The sequence below is a fragment of the Ferrovum myxofaciens genome (genome assembly GCF_000735045.1).
Taxonomy (GTDB): domain Bacteria; phylum Pseudomonadota; class Gammaproteobacteria; order Burkholderiales; family Ferrovaceae; genus Ferrovum; species Ferrovum myxofaciens.
The window spans coordinates 13,573-31,564 of sequence record NZ_JPOQ01000025.1; the positions used below are offsets into that span (position 1 = coordinate 13,573).

The 17,992-nt window shown below is 56.9% G+C and carries 12 protein-coding genes; 8 read left to right on the forward strand and 4 right to left on the reverse strand.

Annotation, left to right across the window (positions count from 1 at the left end):
- Positions 1–51 precede the first annotated feature (51 nt).
- The gene (locus IV91_RS0104635) at positions 52–1,071 is read left to right on the forward strand and encodes a YncE family protein (protein ID WP_051862088.1); all 1,020 of its coding nucleotides are present in this window, start codon (positions 52–54) and stop codon (positions 1,069–1,071) included.
- Positions 1,072–1,089: 18 nt separating this feature from the next.
- On the opposite strand, the gene IV91_RS0104640 is transcribed toward IV91_RS0104635, so the two are convergent.
- The 3 genes from IV91_RS0104640 to IV91_RS0104650 form a co-directional block, all read right to left on the reverse strand.
- A complete protein-coding gene (locus IV91_RS0104640; RefSeq protein WP_051862084.1) occupies positions 1,090–1,938 on the reverse strand; it encodes a patatin-like phospholipase family protein in 849 nt (282 codons plus the stop codon).
- A 64-nt stretch (positions 1,939–2,002) separates the two neighbouring features.
- Positions 2,003–3,118, reverse strand: coding sequence for a YbdK family carboxylate-amine ligase (locus IV91_RS0104645; RefSeq protein WP_031596416.1), 1,116 nt, complete (start codon positions 3,116–3,118; stop codon positions 2,003–2,005).
- Complete coding sequence (locus IV91_RS0104650) at positions 3,115–4,302, reverse strand: cation:proton antiporter (RefSeq protein ID WP_051862086.1); 1,188 nt, start codon at positions 4,300–4,302, stop codon at positions 3,115–3,117. The genes IV91_RS0104645 and IV91_RS0104650 overlap by 4 nt, the downstream gene beginning before the upstream one ends.
- A gap of 175 nt (positions 4,303–4,477) precedes the next feature.
- On the opposite strand from IV91_RS0104650, the gene IV91_RS17835 reads away from it, so the two are divergent.
- Genes IV91_RS17835 through recD form a run of 4 tightly spaced genes read left to right on the forward strand, consistent with a single transcriptional unit; the run spans position 4,478 to position 14,284 of the window.
- The gene (locus IV91_RS17835; protein WP_031596418.1) at positions 4,478–5,431 is read left to right on the forward strand and encodes a hypothetical protein; all 954 of its coding nucleotides are present in this window, start codon (positions 4,478–4,480) and stop codon (positions 5,429–5,431) included.
- A gap of 30 nt (positions 5,432–5,461) precedes the next feature.
- Positions 5,462–8,857 (forward strand): exodeoxyribonuclease V subunit gamma, encoded by a 3,396-nt coding sequence (gene recC, locus IV91_RS0104660; protein ID WP_031596419.1) that lies wholly within the window; start codon positions 5,462–5,464, stop codon positions 8,855–8,857.
- On the forward strand, positions 8,850–12,368 hold the full coding sequence (recB, locus tag IV91_RS0104665) for an exodeoxyribonuclease V subunit beta (protein WP_031596420.1): 3,519 nt from the start codon (positions 8,850–8,852) through the stop codon (positions 12,366–12,368). Before recC ends, recB begins: the two co-directional genes overlap by 8 nt.
- The gene (gene recD / locus IV91_RS0104670) at positions 12,365–14,284 is read left to right on the forward strand and encodes an exodeoxyribonuclease V subunit alpha (RefSeq protein ID WP_031596421.1); all 1,920 of its coding nucleotides are present in this window, start codon (positions 12,365–12,367) and stop codon (positions 14,282–14,284) included. The genes recB and recD overlap by 4 nt, the downstream gene beginning before the upstream one ends.
- Positions 14,285–14,304: 20 nt before the next feature.
- Here the strand turns inward: recD and IV91_RS0104675 are convergent, their stop codons facing one another.
- On the reverse strand, positions 14,305–14,502 hold the full coding sequence (locus IV91_RS0104675) for a hypothetical protein (RefSeq protein ID WP_031596422.1): 198 nt from the start codon (positions 14,500–14,502) through the stop codon (positions 14,305–14,307).
- A gap of 294 nt (positions 14,503–14,796) precedes the next feature.
- Here IV91_RS0104675 and IV91_RS0104680 point away from each other — a divergent pair, with 294 nt between their 5' ends.
- The 3 genes from IV91_RS0104680 to IV91_RS0104695 all read left to right on the forward strand — a co-directional run.
- Positions 14,797–15,768, forward strand: a complete 972-nt coding sequence (locus IV91_RS0104680; protein ID WP_031596423.1) for a polyprenyl synthetase family protein — start codon at positions 14,797–14,799, stop codon at positions 15,766–15,768.
- Between the two features lie 178 nt (positions 15,769–15,946).
- A complete protein-coding gene (locus tag IV91_RS0104690; protein ID WP_031596424.1) occupies positions 15,947–16,606 on the forward strand; it encodes a response regulator in 660 nt (219 codons plus the stop codon).
- Positions 16,607–16,633: 27 nt separating this feature from the next.
- On the forward strand, positions 16,634–17,992 hold a 1,359-nt coding region (locus tag IV91_RS0104695), incomplete at its 3' end, for a sensor histidine kinase (protein ID WP_035417152.1).

A 17,992-nucleotide genomic window follows, 5' to 3' on the forward strand; every position in this document is an offset into this window, starting at 1 on the left:
CGTCTCGCCACCCGCCATGCACAAGCAAGTCCAGAAAAGCGAACAAAGACCATGATCAAAGATATCCCCGGTTCTGCTCAACTCTGGTTTTGCCTGCTTCTTTTGTGGGCCCCCTTCTCCGCCCAGGCCTCGGAAATCCCCGCCTGGCCGCTGAGTACCCTGCGGGATATCCCGTTACCCGGTCACTCAACGCGCTGGGATTATGTCACCTTCGATCCTGATTCTCACCAACTTTTCCTCGCTCATTTAGGGGATGATACGGTGGTTGTGTTTGATACCCGGGAATTGCGAGTCATCGCCACCATTCCTCAAGTCAGTCAAGTGCATGGAGTTCTGTACATTCCAGAACTTCACCGACTCTATGCCTCCGCCACTGGCACCGATGAGGTGGTGGCCATCGACAGCGTGTCCCACCAAATCATCGCTCGCATCCCCGTGGGGAACCATCCGGACGGCCTGACCTATGTGCCAGGGGAACATGAACTTTTCGTTTCTGACGAACATGGCGGAACAGATACGGTGATCGATGTCCTCTCCAACACACGGAGGGCCACCATCCCGCTGCAAGGTCAGATTGGAAATAGCCAGTATGATTCGGCATCCGGTCATGTGTTCGTCAACCTTCAAACCTTGGGGCAACTGGCAGAAATCGACCCCAGGAGCCATCAGGTTCTGGCGCGCCATCCCCTTCCCAAGGCCCATGGAAACCATGGACTATGGGTCGATTCCGTCCACCAACTGGCTTTTGTGGCCTGTTCGGACGACAACACCCTGATCGTCTTCGACCTTGAAAATCACAGGACGATCGCCACTTTCCCCGTCGCCCGTGATCCCGATGTCCTGGCCTACGATTCCGGTTTGAACTGGCTCTACGTTGCCGGAGAATCTGGTGAAGTATCCTTGTTTCAAATCCACGGAAGAACCGTCACCCCCTTGGGAACGGCCTGGCTAGGGCCCAATGCCCACAGTGTGGCCGTCGATTCCGACACCCATCGCGCCTGGTTCCCTCTGTGGAATAAAAAAGGCCCGTCGGTACTCAGAATCACCTACCCCACCACGACGTCACGCTGATATTTGGTTCTCAAACCTTCAACGGATCATCTGCAACGCCGGCAACACACTGGCAACGCTTTTGTATCCCACTTCAATAGCCTCTACCCCGCGATGGAAATCAAAAAACCCCACATGACCCACCTTAGGGGTAATGAGAACATCCGCCGGATCCCCCGCCAACCGTCCGCGCGAAATACGTAATTGCATGATATTGATACTATTGCTTAGAATTTCACGCAAGGAGGGTTTCGTCATTTCGGGACGCATCCAGGGTTGAAGAAGGTCCGTGTTCAAATCCACCGCAATGACAAATTCAGCACCCATTGCTCTGGCCAGAGACACCGGGACAGGATTGACCAACCCCCCATCCACCAAAAACTTTTCGTCTCGCCATACCGGAGGAAACAGTGCAGGAAAAGCAATGGAGGCTCTCATGGCTTCTATGGCCGAGCCTTCGCGCAACCAGACCTCCATTCCCGAGTGCAGACACGTCGCCACCGCCCCATAAGGCAGAGCCAATTGGTCTATGGGGCGATCCACGAAGTGAGTTCGAAAATACTCGATCAGTTTTTCTCCTTTGATCATTCCTCCCTTCAAACTGACATCCAGCAATGAAAAGATATTCCTCAGGTTCATGTCAACCAACCATTGTTTGAACCTGTCCAGTTCGCCTGCCGCATACACCGCACCGACCAAGGCTCCAATGGAGGTTCCACAGACCAGATCAGGATGAATACCCGCATCTTCCAACGCTTTGATCACCCCCACATGGGCCCAACCCCGGGCCGCGCCACCGCCCAGCACCAGTCCAATCCTGGGTTTTTTCGGAACCGCCGGGGCAGAAACCCTGGTCGTTTCGGCATCAAATCTCTTCAGAAAATGCATTTTCCCTCTGTCCTTCAATCAAGTGTCAACATATCACCGTGATTCTGGCAAACGAACCGGATCCTCAAGCCCGCCAACGTGCACATTGCTTCTGCACCACTTCGGCCAGAGACTGCGTCTTTGCATGCTGTTGACGCAACCAACCCGCATCGCCACTGGCGGTCAATACTTCTCGACGCAGGGCGGCACAGGCTTCATCCGCCTTGAGGGCGATGGCGTGGGGTTCGATTTTGTTCAAGGTATCCAGGATTTCCTCGGACAAGGAACGATGTTCATGGTTCCGGGGGTTGACGTAAACCCCTTCATACCCAAACCGACAGGCCTGGAAACGGTTGAAGGTATAAACCAGATAATCTGTTTCTCTTGGGGAATAGGGGCGCTCGAGGGTCAGATAACGGGTCAGCGACTGGATGAATGCCGCAATCCGGGCCGCCTTTTCTATGGTCAATGGGGTATCCATGACGCGCACCTCGATCGTCCCATATTCGGGTTTGGGTCGAATATCCCAGTAAAAATCCTTCATGCTTTTGACAATCCCGGTTGCCATCATGGAATCAAAGTATTCTCCAAAGGAATCCCAGGTTTCAATCAAAGGGGCACGTCCACTCAGGGGAAACGAAAAAACGGAATTCAGGCGTGCCGAATGAAAACCCGTATCATTGCCCTGAACAAAGGGGGAAGACGCGCTCAAGGCAATAAAATGCGGGATGAATCCCGAAAGCAGATGAAGAAGAGTCAACGCCTCGTCTGCATTGTCGCATCCCACATGAACGTGCTGCCCAAAAATCGTAAACTGCTTGGCCAGGTACCCATAGAGTGAGGATAATTGGTCAAAGCGGGGCGTATCATAAATACGGCGTTCGCTCCAATGCTGGAATGCGTGGGTTCCCCCGCCACAAACCCCGATATCAAGACGATCCGCACATTCCACGATGCCCTGACGAATCTCGTCGAGTTGCTCGAAAACATCGGCATGGGAGACACAGATCCCCGTGGCCATTTCCACCATCCCCTGAGTGATTTCCGGCTTGACGTCCCAATCCTTGCCCTTTTTTTTCAGGAGACGCAACAGATCGGTGGTGGAATCCACAAGGTCATAATCGTAGGTATTAACCAGTTGCAATTCCAGTTCCACGCCCAAGGTCAGGGGACGGGAAGAAGAAAAGGGGGGAAGTTTCATGACGATTTTTCCTGGAATTCCTGCGAGCGAATCAAGCCCCATTGAACTGCCATGGGCCCCAGGACTTCAAGCACGTTCATCATGCTGAAAACGATCGGAAGAATCTTGACTCCCATCTGAGGGTACAGGGTCCGCATATCCATCAATTCCACCAGTGGGATTTCAGCCATGGGGATGAGGACGACCCCCAGTACCAGCGATTGACGCAGATTCAATCCACTGATCGGTCCCAGCAACAACACCCCCAGCCCTTTTGCAAGAAACCTGACCAACAGGACGATCATGGCGGTTTCCGCCCCAACCATAAACTCGTTCCGGGTCAACAAGGAACCCGTCATCATGAACAGGATGATTGTCAAGATGCTCCCCGCCGTTCCAAAGTGACGGGGCCAAAGATGAGGCCGTGGGTCGAAATGCTTGGCCAGTACCCCCCCCAGTAACGGAGCCAGAAAAACAGGTAACTCGAGCGCAACGAGCAAAGCCTGCAACAGGAGAAGAAGTCCGAACAGCACAGGCGCACTTTGCTCGTCCGACAACTCGAACATCCTGCGCAACAACTTGAAAGACAGAGCCAAGACCAACCCCATCCCCAGGGAACCCACAAGAAGATAAAACGAATGGAAGAGGGCCATGAACCATTGACCATGAAACGTGCCTTGAAACCAGCCCATGATCAGGTAAAAACACACCACCGAATAAACCGTGTTCAGGCCGCACAATACCAGCAGACGCTGGGTGACTTGCCCTTGGGCGCGCATCTCGGTCACCATCCGCAGGACGATGACCGGCGAAGTCCCCATGGCAATGACCGCGATGGACAAGGCGCTTTTCACCTCCAATCCCATCATCATGAGGACTGCGAACACCGCAACAAAAGTCGCCCCTGATTCCAGAAGACTGGATGCAATGACCCAGGGATTATATTTCAGCCAACGCAAACTCACCCGCACGCCCAACTCGAAAAGCAGCAGGGTCAAGGTCAACTCCACCAGAAATCTGAAGTCAGGCAGGTCCTCTCCATCCACCCAGTCCAGACCCAAGGGACCCAGCAGAAGACCTGCCAGTGCATATCCCGTGATTCGTGGCATTTTGACCAGACGACAGACCCCCTCTCCGGCCAGGGAAGCCAGAAGAAAGGAAAGAGCGATACGCATAAAAAACAGCCACTGGGTGTGTCCCATCATGGATATTGGCTCCTGACGATCTCTCAAAGGACATTACCATCGACAACAGTCTGTATTTCCAGGAGAGGGTAAACGATGAGCGCAAACGGCGCTGATGACAAAAGACACCCGGTTTTTCTAGTTTGAAAACCGGGCAGAAAAAATTAATATCGACGTACAGTATAATGCCCCGAGCATGAAAGTCCAAACCTTCACCCTCTATCCTTCTTCCACAAAGGTTCTCATGATCCGGTACGCGACAAGTTCCGCCATTCCCTATGGAAGGAATATCGACACCACACTGCCCGCTCCAAACCGAACGCTCTGCGCAGTCCTCGTTCTGGCTCTGGCTCTGGGGGGATGTGCCCATACACAGGACTTCGTCCTTTCCCCTCGAGACAAACCGCTCAACCTCAAATTGGCCGAAGTCTCCACCGTGGACCCGGCGTCGGTGCGCAGTTGGGCTATTCCCGACTCAGCCAAGGATACCCCCGACACCCAGGCCAAGGTCCATCAGATCATAGACCGCGCAAAAATGCGCGCCATGCAGGACATGACCGAAAATTTGTCGCCTCTGCCTGCTCTGCGCGTCGATCCTGTTCCTCTGGTATTGCCCCCGGTCCTGGAAACACGCCCCATCACCGGACAGGGAAACACGCTGGATCCCGCACTTCTGACCCAACTCCAACAGTCTTCTCCAGGAGCCGATGCCTTGCTGAGATTCGGGATTACGGATTATGGTCAGACCCCCACCGCCTGGAAGAAAGGCGTGATCGTTTTTGAAGTTGTCTCCACCCTCGGCATCGCGGCCCTGGCCTATGTCCGTCCCGCCACCCGCGCCATCGCCGGGATTTATCTGGTGGATGAAACCATTGAAGAAAGTATTGAGGCCTATTCCGGTTTCTGGGCCCTGAATGAAGTTTACCGGCCAGTCAGAGTACAAGCCGAACTGATCGACTTGCACAATGGACACCAGATCTGGTCTGATACGGAAACGGGGTTTTCCGATGGACGCTGGACCCGCATGATCCGAACCGTCACCCCGGAAGAACGAAGCGCCCAACTAAAGGCAGCACTTCATGACGCCATCACCAAAATCGTCGCCAACCTTGAACGAGACTCCGGGTCCACGCCTCCGGTTCAGCCCTGATCCAAGGGAGGGAACAGTTCTGTGCACCCCATGAGCACACACCCCCCCGGTCTCGTCGTCCTGCATGGCAACCGTCTGGAGTTGTTGCAAGAGGCCGTGGTGCACTGGATGCGCCAGCACCCTCTGGACCCTCTGACCGAAGAAGTCATCCTGGTCAACAGTATCGGTGCGGCCGAATGGGTCAAGGCCTCCCTGGCAGAATCGCTGGGGATCTGTGCCGCAACAAGGGCCGAACTTCCCGGCCGCTTTCTGTGGCGTTTATACCGAAAAATCTTGGGCCGGGCGATGGCGGAACGATCCCCTCTGGATCGTCAGGCCCTGATCTGGCGAATCATGAAACTGGCGCTTCAGAACTCACTTCCCACCCCCCTGGAGGCCATCGCCCACCTTCTTCGGGTGAAGGATCCGGAAGCTCGGTATGGCTTTGCCAGCGAAGTCGCAGATCTCTTTGACCAATATCAGAATTACCGGTCCTCCTGGCTGGCGGATTGGATTCAGGGTCGAGACCAACTGACCACGGCCCGGGGAGAAAGGTTGCCGGTGCCGGCGACGCAAGCCTGGCAACCCGCCTTATGGCGTTGTCTCTGGCAGGAATTGTCTCCCACCGAACAAGCGTTTACCCTTCCTGTCCTGCATCAACAGGTCCTCGAAGGACTGCACCGGAACGGGAAAATCCTCGGGTTACCCCCCCGCATTGTCGTTTTCGGCATTTCCACCCTGCCCCATTCAACCCTGCAGATTCTGGATGCCTTGGCCCATCACTGCCAGGTACTAGTGGCCTTGCTCAACCCCTGTCGTTTTCACTGGTCCGATATCGTGGAAGGGCGGGAACTCTGGCAAGCCGTTCAGCGCCGCCAACCCTGGCGTCACCACCATGATTTCAGCATGACGGCCTTTGAAGACATGCATGTCCATGCTCACCCGCTGCTGGCCGCCTGGGGTCGCCAGGGAAGAGACTTCATGCGGCAACTGGACGCCTACGACCCTTCTGTCCCGGATACCACGGACCTCCCCCGCGTTGATCTATTCGATGAACGAATCCCTCGCACGTTACTGGAAGAAGTTCAGTGCGCCATCCGCGATTTGCTCCCTCTCGCCGAGCACCCGCTGAATGCCGTTGCTGCAACGGATCGCTCTCTGATATTTCATCGCGCCCATAGCCCCCTGCGCGAAGTACAAGTATTACAGGACCAATTGCTCGATCTTTTGACTCAGGCATCCCCCGCATTGCAGCCTCGTCAGATCGTGGTCATGGTTCCCGCGCTCGAAGATTATGTCCCTTTCATCGAAGCCGTCTTTGATCGTTATGAATCCGGCGACCCGCGCTTCATTCCCTATGAAATCGCCCTCTCCCGCCCCCGCCTCAGTACCCCGCTCATCCACGCCTTGAAATGGCTGCTGGCCCTCGACCAGCACCGGATCACGGCCAGCGAAGTCCGTTCATTGCTGGAAGTTCCTGCGTTGTCACAGCGCTTTGAACTGGATGCCAACGGGGTGAGCAAGTTGTCTCAGTGGGTGGAAGCCAGTGGTATTCGCTGGGGCCTGGATGACCTCCATCGCACTTCTCTCGAATTGGGGGCCTGTGGCGATCAGAATACCTGGCACTTTGGTCTGGAACGTCTCTGGCTCGGCTATGCCAATGGATGTTCCGGCCCCTTCGACGGAATCGAGCCCTACCCGCACTTGAGCGGACTGGAGGCCACGACCCTTGGCTCCTTGGCCCGTTTCATCGAGACCCTGAAAGAAACCTGGGAAACCCTGCGTACCCCTGCTCCCCCAGCCGTCTGGGTGGAGCGGGGACGCCATTTACTGAACCACTGGTTCGATGCGACCAATGAACTGGAAAATCTCAGCCTGGGCCTGTTGCACGAAGCCCTGAGTGACTGGCTGACCCTGTGCCAGGAAACTGGTTTTGCAGATCCGATTCCCCTTTCCCTGTTTCGTCGATCCTGGTTCGATACGCTGGAAGAACCCAAGGAATCGGGCCGTTTTCTCAGCGGAGGCGTCACATTTTGCACATTATTGCCCCTGCGCTCCCTTCCCTTCGAAGTCATCTGCCTATTGGGCATGAATCTCGAAGCCTTTCCTCGCCGCTCTGCCGCGCGCCCGCACGATTTGATGCAATGGCCAGGCATGCCGCGCCCCGGCGATCGCGCCCGGCAGGAAGATGATCGGGCTCTAATGCTGGATACCCTGCTCGCCGCCCGGCGAGTCCTGTCCATCAGTTGGTGCGGTCGGGACCCGCGCGATGATTCCGAACGCCCTCCCTCCGTGCTGGTGGCCCAGTTACGCGACTATCTGGTGCGCGGTTGGCGCCCCGATGAAAGTCACGGGCATTCCGATCTCCTGGCCCAGCAGACTCAGGATCACCCCCTGCAACCCTTCAGTCGCCGTTATTTCGAGGAAAACCAGCCCCTTCACACCTATGCCGAGGAATGGCGTCGGATCTTTGACCCGGAATTACTGAAAGCACCTTTTCCTCCCCTCGCTCCCCAGGATCCACCCAAAACGCTCTCTCTCAAGAGACTGGGGCGTTTTCTCAGAAACCCGGTCAGGTTTTACCTGGAATCCATCCTGAATACGCATTTTGAGGAAACCCTGACTCCCCCGGACGAAGAAATATTCGAGACTTCGGGTTTGGCACGTCATGAATGGATCGATGCCCTGATCACCCCACCTTTTAACCCGCACGAATCGCAGGAACTGGAAACCCGGTTACAGCGTCTGTGTCGTGCCGGACAACTGCCCCTGGCGGAAATGGGACAGGCGGTCATGACCGAATTGCGCAACACCGTCACCCCCATGCTGGAAACCTGGGGAGAATTGCAGGAACGTTATCCCCACCCCTGCGAGAAGCACCCGGTTCACCTCTCTTTTGGTGCCTATGAAATCCGGGACTGGCTGGAAGGCCTACGAGGAGAGGGGGACGGGAAACCCGCCGCATGGGTGGAACTCCATGCCTCCCGGGTCCTGGAAAAAAATGGCAAAGACCTGCAACTGCACAAACTGCTTCCCGTCTGGCTCCGCCACCTCGTTACCAGCGCCACGGGTCACGTGCTCGACTGTCATCTGGTGGCACAGGACACCTTGCTCACCCTGCGCGCTCCTGCACCGGAAGAAGCTCATGGGGTGCTTTCTTCTCTGATCGAACTTTGGCAGGAGGGCCATCGCCGACCGCTGCCGATGGCGCTCAAATCCGCTCTTACTCTGGTTCGATCCGACGATCTGGGCAAAGCCGCCCAGATCTACGAAGGGACAGACCATTCGCCTGCGGAAAAGGACCGTTATCAGGAACGGATCTACCCTACCTTTGCCTGCCTGAACCAAACGGGAGAATTTGAATCCCTGGCCCACTGTCTGGGGCCTCCTCTATGGTCCTGGGCAAAAAATGCCGTATTGACTCCCCTAGGGTCCTTCCATGAGTGACCCCCTTGATCCTCTGACCTTTCCCCTGTGGGGGAGTCGCCTCATCGAAGCCAGTGCCGGAACCGGAAAAACCTGGACCCTGGCTGCGCTCTATGTGCGTCTGGTGCTGGGACACGGCACCGCGAATCACGCCCCCCCCGGCGCGTTCCTGCCCGAACAGATTCTGGTCATGACATTTACCCGAGCAGCCACCCGCGAACTTTCCGAACGCATTCGAGTGCGCCTGGAAGAAGCCGCAGCCTGTTTCAGAGGCGACAGTCTTCCCACCGATGATTTCCTTCGTTCCCTGCTGGACGACTATCCTGAATCGTCGACACGGCGCCGTGCCGCCTGGCGCCTGACCCTGGCCAGCCAAGCCATGGAGGGCGCCGCCATCCACACGCTGGACGCCTGGTGCCAACAGGTGTTACAGGACACGACTTTTGCCCATGGACAATGGTTCCCCGCCCAAATCACGGACAACGACGAAGACCTGATTCCCGCGGCTTTGCAGGATCTTTGGCGACAACGCCTTTACCCATTGAGTGGTTTGGAATTCCGGGTTTTTCTGGAGGACTGGAAAGATTTCTCCCGTTTTTCTCAACGCATCCAGAAAGATCTCCCAAAAAACACCCTCCCGCTCTGGTCGACGGAAAGCGTCAGCATTAACGCCATCGCCTGGACTGAAAAGCACCATGCAATGACCCATGAGTTGAAAACCCTGCGCACGCTCTGGCGTCCCCGCATCGAAATCCTATGTGCCTGGCTCGACGGCCAACTCCCGCCCAGTCAACCCGACACCCCTTTCAATCAAAAAACCTTCAAGGGGGAAACAGTACGTCAGTGGTGCGCCCGTTTACTCCACTGGTGCGAGGAAAACGGCCCGACCGATCCCTGTCTGACGGAGGACCAGTGGGACAAACTTACGCCCAACGGACTCCAGGCACAAGTCAAGAAAAATTTTCAGATCGATCCCCCGGCGCTTTTTGACGAACTCCATGACTTCCGCACAGCCTTGCAAAACCTGAAAGACCAAAGGAAGCATTTGCATGACCTCATGGTGGAAGGTGTCGCCCTGCGCCTTGCCCAGCACAAGGCCCAGGTCCTGCGCCAGAACTTCACCGATATCCAGCAACGTCTCGACCAGGCCCTGCAGGGACCGCAAGGAGAGGCCCTGGTCACAAGTCTGCGCCTGCGCTATCCCGTTGCCCTGATCGACGAATTTCAAGATACTTCGATGCGCCAACTGCGCATGCTGGACCGGATTTACGATCTGAATGCCAATGCCTCGGAACGGGGGATCTTTTTGATCGGTGATCCCAAACAATCCATTTATGGTTTCCGCGACGCAGATATTCAGAGTTACCTCAAAGCCCGTGCGTCCGTAGCGCCCCGTCATTACCTCCTGACCACCAATCATCGTTCGGTGGCTCCCGTCGTCGAACTCATCAATGTACTCTTCGAAGGCGCCGAACAACGGGTCGGACCCGGGGCCTTCCGCTTTCGTGCAAAGGATGATGCTCCCTTGCCGTTCCACCCCGTACAGGCCCGTGGACGGGATGAACAGTTGCTCTGTGACGGGCGGCCCCAGCCTGCCCTCACGGTGGCCTGGACCACGGAACCGGATAACCGGGGGCAATTATTCGAACGCATGGCAGAACATTGTGCGGAACATTTGGGTAGACTTCTAACCTCCGCCGCCGGTTTTTACACCAGCGGCCTCCAGGCCCTTCTTCGCCCCGCTGATCTGGCCATACTGGTGCGCGACCGTCATGAAGCCGCTGCGGTGAAAAGTGCCCTGGAACGACGAAACATTCCCTCGGTCTATCTGTCTGACCGAAGTCACCTGCTGGACTCTGCGGAAACCCCGGACATCCTTCTCTGGCTCCAGTCCGTGGCTCATCCCCGCAACCCCCGCCTTCTGCGGGCGGCCCTGGGCACCAGCACCCTGGGATTCTCCCTGGCTGAACTGGAACAATGGGCCAGGTCGGAAACCGCCTTTGAAGAGATATTGAATTTCTGGATGGAACTGCACCACTGCTGGCAGCGACAGGGAGTTTTATCCATGCTGCAGCGCCTGCTCCATCATTTCTTTCTGCCAGCCCGCTGGTTACAGGAAAAAGACGGAGAGCGTCGTCTCACCCAGGTCCTCCATCTGGCGGAATTCCTGCAACGCACCAGCGCCCATCTCGAAGGCCCGGAAGCCCTGATCCAGTGGCTGATCCACGAGCTTCAGACCCCCACCTCGAGCCCGGAAGAATTACGTCTGGAAAGTGATGCGGACCGGGTCCGTATCATCACCATCCATAAAGCCAAGGGCCTGGAATTTCCTGTAGTCTATCTTCCCTTTGCTACCTGTTTCAAACCCCAACCCGAAGCCGAGGAAAAGCGCCTCCAGGAAGATATCCGCCTGCTTTATGTGGCCTTGACCCGTGCCCAGCACGCCCTGTGGATCGGGGTTTCGCCCTTCAAATATAAAACCAGCGGCCCGCTGTTCTCCGCCAGTGCCCTGGGTTGGTTGTTGGGGGCCACCCCGGGCGCTCCTGCCGAAGAACTGTTGCCCCTGCTCCAGGAAACCTGGAAAAGTCTTCCGGAGGTGCACTTCACGGAAGCCAGTCTACCGTTGTCAGTCACGGGCTTCATCCCCCCGCCTGCCCCAGCGTTGCGCCCTGCCTCCCTGGTCACAGGCCCCTTCGATCGCGCCTGGGCCATTCACAGTTTTTCTTCCCTCACCCGTTCCCTGGCATTTGTGTTGCCTGATTCACCCACTGCACAACAAAACTCGCCTCTTCCCGGTACCAGCCCACGCCACCGTTTTCCACGCGGGGCCTGGGCCGGGAAATTTCTGCATGAACAACTGGCCTGGGCTGCCGAGCGCCGTTTTACCTTCGATACCGACCCCACATTGAATCTTCAGTTACATCAACGCTGCCTTCGTCAAGGCTGGGAAACTCATGCCGCTGACCTCGAGCAGTGGTTACAGGAAATCGCCCTGACCCCCATTGCCCCCAGTGGAGTGGCCCTGCGTGCACTTCCCCATACTTTCCAGGAAATGGAGTTCTGGTTTCCGCTCCAGCCCACCCATACCGAAGAACTGGATGACTTTTGCCAAACCCGTTTCTGGCCTGGTCACCCTCGCCCCCCCCTCACGGCACGGACACTGAAAGGATTGATGATGGGGTTTGCCGATCTGGTCTTCCTCTGGGAGGATCGTTTCTGGGTATTGGACTACAAATCCAATGCCCTGGGGGAAAATGATGCCGCCTATACCCGCACGGCTCTGAAGCAGGCCGTGCTCACTCATCGCTATGAGGTACAACTGGCGCTTTATCTATTGGCCTTGCACCGCCTTCTGAAAGTGCGTCTGGGATCCACCTATATCCCCCGCCAGCACCTGGGCGGCGGCATCGACCTCTTCCTGCGGGGTATCCAGGGACCGGAGCGCGGGAGCCTGCTCCTCGAATCTCCCCATGAGTGGATTGAAACGCTCGATGCCTTGCTCACCCCCGCGTTTCCTGGAATCTCTTCATGACCCCCGCCTCCCTTTTGGAACATCTTGAAACCTGGTACCGTCAGGGGAAGTTACGCCTACTCGATATCTCCTTTGCACGTTGGTGTTCCCGGCATGACCCCGCACCCACGCCCGAACTTCTGCTGGTCACGGCTTTGGTTGCCTATCTGGAAGGACGGGGGCACAGTTGCCTGGATCTCGACTCCCTTCTTCTGAATACCCTGACTCTGGGTACGGAACTGGAGGCAGAACTGGCCCAGGTACTGACCGGGTTGCCGCGCACCCTCCCTGTCTGGCAAAACACCCTGTACGGCAGCCCCTGTATCAGACCTCCCTCGTCCCCAGTCCCTTCTCCACTGGTTCTGGCGGAAAACCGTCTGTACCTGCGCCGCTATTGGCAGTACGAAACTGCCCTCAGCCAACAGATTCGCCAGCGTACCGACCCTGCCCTCTGGTCCCTTGATGCGCTGACCAACGCCCTTCCCTGGCTTCACGCCCTCTTCCCCGCCCATTCTGAAATCCATTGGCAACGGGTGGCCTGTGCCCTTGCCCTGCGCAGCCCCTTTACCCTCATCACCGGCGGACCGGGCACCGGAAAAACCTATACCGTCGCCCGTTTGCTAACTGTTCTCCTGAGCCAGTCCGCCCGTCCGGAAGCGCTGCGCATTGCCCTGGCCGCACCCACCGGGAAGGCCGCAGCCCGCCTGACCGAGTCTCTCCAGAAAGCCCTTCGTGAATTGCCTTCGAACCTGCCTGCAGCACTGGATATTTCGACCCTCATCGAACAGGTGGGCCCGGCTCGCACGCTCCACTCCTTGCTGGGCCAGGACTGGACGACTCGCCAGTTCCGCCACGATGCCGCGCACCCCCTCGACCTCGACCTCCTCATTGTGGATGAAGCCTCCATGGTGGATCTGAAAATGATGGTGGCGCTGTTTGATGCCCTCCCGCCCCGCAGCCGCATCGTGCTTCTGGGAGATCGTGATCAATTGGCCAGCGTGGAAGCGGGCGCTGTGCTGGGGGATCTCTGCCTCCATGCCGAGGCAGGACATTACCGTCCGGAGACGGCCACTTTTCTCTGTGCCCTGGGTGAACCACCCTTGCCAGAAAATCTGCGGGATAGCAAAGGTTCGGATCTGGCCCAATGCCGTGTCATGCTGCGTCACAGTCATCGCTTTGGTACCGCCATCGGCACCCTGGCCTTGGCGGTCAATGCCGGTGACGTCAACTCCGTCACCCGCTTGCTGAAACAAGAAACCCATTCCTCCTTGATCTGGAAGGAATGCGCTTCACCTCAGGAAGTGGTGGAGGTCGCCACCCGCCCCACGGAACTCTCCTATGGAAAATTTTCTCGACTGCTTCAGACCCGACCCGCCGCATCCGCCGATTTTGATGCCTGGGCTCTTTTGCTGCTCCAGACTTTGGACCAGTTTCGTGTCCTGTGCGCGTTGCGCGAGGGCCCCTGGGGCGTGATCGAACTCAACCGTTCCATTGAGCAAAAATTGCGAGCCATGGGCGGACTCCAGCCCCAGGGCGAATGGTACGAAGGGCGTCCGGTCATCATCACCCGTAACGACGCCGACCTGTCCCTGGCCAACGGGGACATTGGTCTGACCCTGCGCTCTCCCCATCCGGCGCAGGGACTACGGGTCTATTTTCCGGATACGGCACGAACCCTGCGCGCACGGGCACCCAGCCGGCTCAACCATGTGGAAACCGCCTTTGCCCTGACCGTCCACAAATCCCAGGGCTCAGAATTCGAGCACACCTGCCTGGTGCTTCCTGCACCCCATCCCATCGTCACCCGGGAACTGATCTACACCGGCATTACCCGTGCCCGCCAGCGCCTTACCCTGCTCTGCGCAGACCCCAACACGCTGGAAGTCGGACTGGCTCGCCCCACCCAACGCACCAGTGGTCTGAAATTTGAGTCATGACCCCAGGTCCGTCCTTTGCCTCAGTGCCCCGAATCGTCTTCCATCTCCCTCAACGTCTCATCGATATCCGTTTGGTAGGGAGCCATGGACATCAACAGGGCATCCTGCTGACGTTGTTCCTTCTGTTGGTGCACCTTCTCCAGTGTCAAACTCACCACTCCCATACCGACCAACAAGAGTACCGAAATGATCAGCCACATCAATTTTCCAGTTTTCATGATCGACCTCCCGAGAAATCTCTTCGCTTCAACCTTTATCAAGCAAAATTGATGCCATAGGAAACAGGGCGCAGAATCCTGAAAAGTCCCCTGATTAAACTGTATTTTTTGAAAAGTTCACGGCAGAATTCCGTGCGCCGCGCTGCTAAACGGTGCCAGTTCCGGTATGCCGGCGCCAAAACAGGGCGCCGAAGCCATGCGGGGCCTTCGATCCTTTGGTAAACTACGGATCGCCCCCTGTCTTCACTAAACCCATTGGCCCTGAGAGTGTTGTCCTGTGCATGAGAACGCGCTGTGAGTTTTGAACCGATCCGCATCCTGGCGGCCGATGATCTAAAAGCACTGGACGCGGTCATTCGCCATCACTTGCATTCTGATGTGGCGCTGGTCCGACAGATTGCCGAATACCTCATTCACAGCGGAGGGAAACGCCTGCGCCCTCTTCTGCTGCTACTCTGTGCTCGTGCCTTGGGCTATCAGGGCCATCATCACCATACGCTTGCTGCCGTCGTCGAATTCATCCATACCGCGACCCTGTTGCACGATGATGTCGTGGATAAATCTGATCTGCGGCGCGGACAAAAAACCGCCAATTCCCTGTTTGGTAACGAAGCCAGTGTGCTGGTGGGCGATTTCATTTACTCACGCGCCTTCCAGATGATGGTTTCCGTCAATCAGATGAAAGTCATGGAGGTGCTGGCGGATGCCACCAACGTGATCGCTGAAGGCGAAGTGTTGCAATTGCTCAACTGTCACGACCCAGAAGTGGATGAATCTCGCTATTTACAGGTAATCCGCTACAAAACCGCCAAGTTGTTCGAGTCCGCAACCCGTCTGGCAGGGATTCTATCTGAGGCCCCCCTTCCCATCGAGGAACATCTGGCGACCTTCGGCGGTGAATTGGGCACCGCTTTTCAAATTATCGATGATGTACTGGATTATTCAGGCCAACTGGAGGATCTGGGCAAAAATCTGGGTGATGATCTGGCCGAAGGAAAAGCCACACTCCCGGTGATCCGCGCCCTCCAAACCGCCGCGCCTGCTCAGGCCGACTTGCTCAGAAACGCCATTGAACAGGGGGGCGGATCCTCTCTGGAAGCCGTTGCCTGCATCGTCAGGGACAGCGGGGCCCTGGAGTATGCCCGCCAGCGTGCGTTGCAGTTCAGCCAGTCAGCCCTGGCTCACCTGAATCAGGCCCTCCCCCCCTCGACCTATCGGGACGCACTCCAGCAACTTACCTTGCTGGCCGTGGAACGCACTCAATAACCCACGATTCCTGCGATTTAAGGCGCACTTAAGGCAAATAGTGTCTAATCACTCCTGAGTCTGAGACTCCTCTGTGAATGGATTCGTTTCCCCTTAAGGTGGCCCGCTGGGCCACTTCTTTTTATCCAGATCGAATCCGGCCATTTCCTCTAGAATGTCACTTTCTTTGGGATGATTCATGAGACTTTTACTGGTTGAAGACGATCCTTTGCTGGGTGATGGTTTGCGCGTGGGCCTGCGTCAGGCAGGCTATGCCGTGGATTGGGTGGAAGATGGCCAGACCGCCAAATTTTCTCTGCAATCAGAAAATTATGATCTTGCAGTGCTCGATCTTGGTTTACCCAAAATTCCCGGCCTGGAATTATTGAAATGGTTACGCGCCCAAGCCATGACCCTTCCCGTTCTGCTCTTGACGGCGCGGGATACCATTTCTGACCGGGTCACCGGACTGGATGCGGGGGCCGATGATTATCTGATCAAACCCTTCGATCTCGACGAGTTAATCGCCCGTCTCCGGGCTCTGTCGCGCCGCGGCAGCGGACTGGCCACCCCCCTCCTCACCTACCGGGAGATCAGTCTCGATCCTGCCGCCCACCAAGTATTTAAAAACGACACACTGGTGGAACTGTCTGCACGGGAATTTTCCCTTTTACACCAACTTCTGCTCAACATTGGCCGGGTTCAGACCCGCGATCAACTGGAAACCCGTCTCTATGGCTGGGGCGAAGAAGTGGAAAGCAATTCCATCGAGGTCCATATTCACCACTTGCGCAAAAAATTGGGCAACACCTTGATCCGAACCCTGCGTGGCATCGGGTATGTCATCGACAAACCCTGATCCTCCCGGACCCGTGCAGCGCACCCCATGAATTCCTTGCGCCAACGCCTGCTCCTGTTATTGTTGGGGGCCATGTCCCTCGTCCTGATCGTGGTGGTATTCTTTGACCACCGCTCGGCACGACAGGAACTGGACTCCCTCTTTGATGCCCAAATGGCCGAGTCCGCCCATGTTCTGCTGGGCATTGCGCAACGTACCCTCACGGAACGCATCGAGCACGGGATCGAGGACGAATCTCCGGTCACCCATGAGTATGAACAAACCATGGTCTATCAGGTCTGGAACCATCAAACCCTGATTTTGCGGTCTGCCACTGCCCCTGCCACCTTGATGGGGGCTTCGACCCAGCCGGGTTATTCCACGATCACCATCAATACCCATCGTTGGCGTTTACTGGTTCTGTGGGACTCGGCCCATGAACTCATGATTCAGATGGCCGAACCCATGCGTGGACGGGAACGACTGGCTCGTCAGATCGTTCTGAACATGTTGTTTCCCTCCGTGGCCATTGCCATTCCCCTGGTTCCCCTGATGATCTGGGTCATGGTCAATACCGGACTGCGTCCCTTGCGTCAGTTGCGGCGCGAAGTGGTTCAGCGCTCTGCAGACCGCCTCGAGCCTCTGGACCTGCTTTCCATCCCCTTCGAAGTCAAACCCTTGGCCACGGCCCTCAACGACCTGTTCGGGCGATTGCGCCACTCCATCGAATCAGAACGCCGCTTCACCGCCGATGCCGCCCATGAATTACGCACCCCGTTGGCGGCTCTGCGTACCCAGGCTCAGGTCGCCCTGCGTTCCGTCATGGAGGAAGACCGCCACCATGCCCTGCATCAGGTGCAGCAGGGGATAGAACGGTCCACCCATCTGATCGAACAACTCCTCACTCTGGCACGCATTGACCCGGAAGAAGCAGGGACGCGTCATGACCTGGTGCTGATTTATCCCCTCGCGGCTGAGTCCCTGGCTTTTTTGGCGGGTCAAGCCGAATTGAAAAAAATAGAACTGCTTCTCAAGGGCGAGACTGCCCTGCGCATTTTGGGCCAAAGCGGCCATCTGAGCATCCTGCTGCGTAATCTGGTGGACAATGCCATCCGCTACAGCCCTCCCCGCAGCACGGTGGTTTTGCAGTTATCCCAGACAGCGTCCCATGAAGTTCAACTGGATATCACAGACAATGGGCCGGGAATCCCCGCCGAAGAAATGCAGCGGGTCATGGAAAGATTCTATCGCTTGCCCGGCAGCGGTCAACAGGGGAGTGGATTGGGTCTATCCATCGTGCAACGGATTGCAGAACACCACCGGGCTCGTCTGAGCCTGGCTGCGGCCTCATCCCAGGCTGGGCTCCGGGTCACAGTGATTTTCCCCTCCCTCCCCCTCCTTCATCCC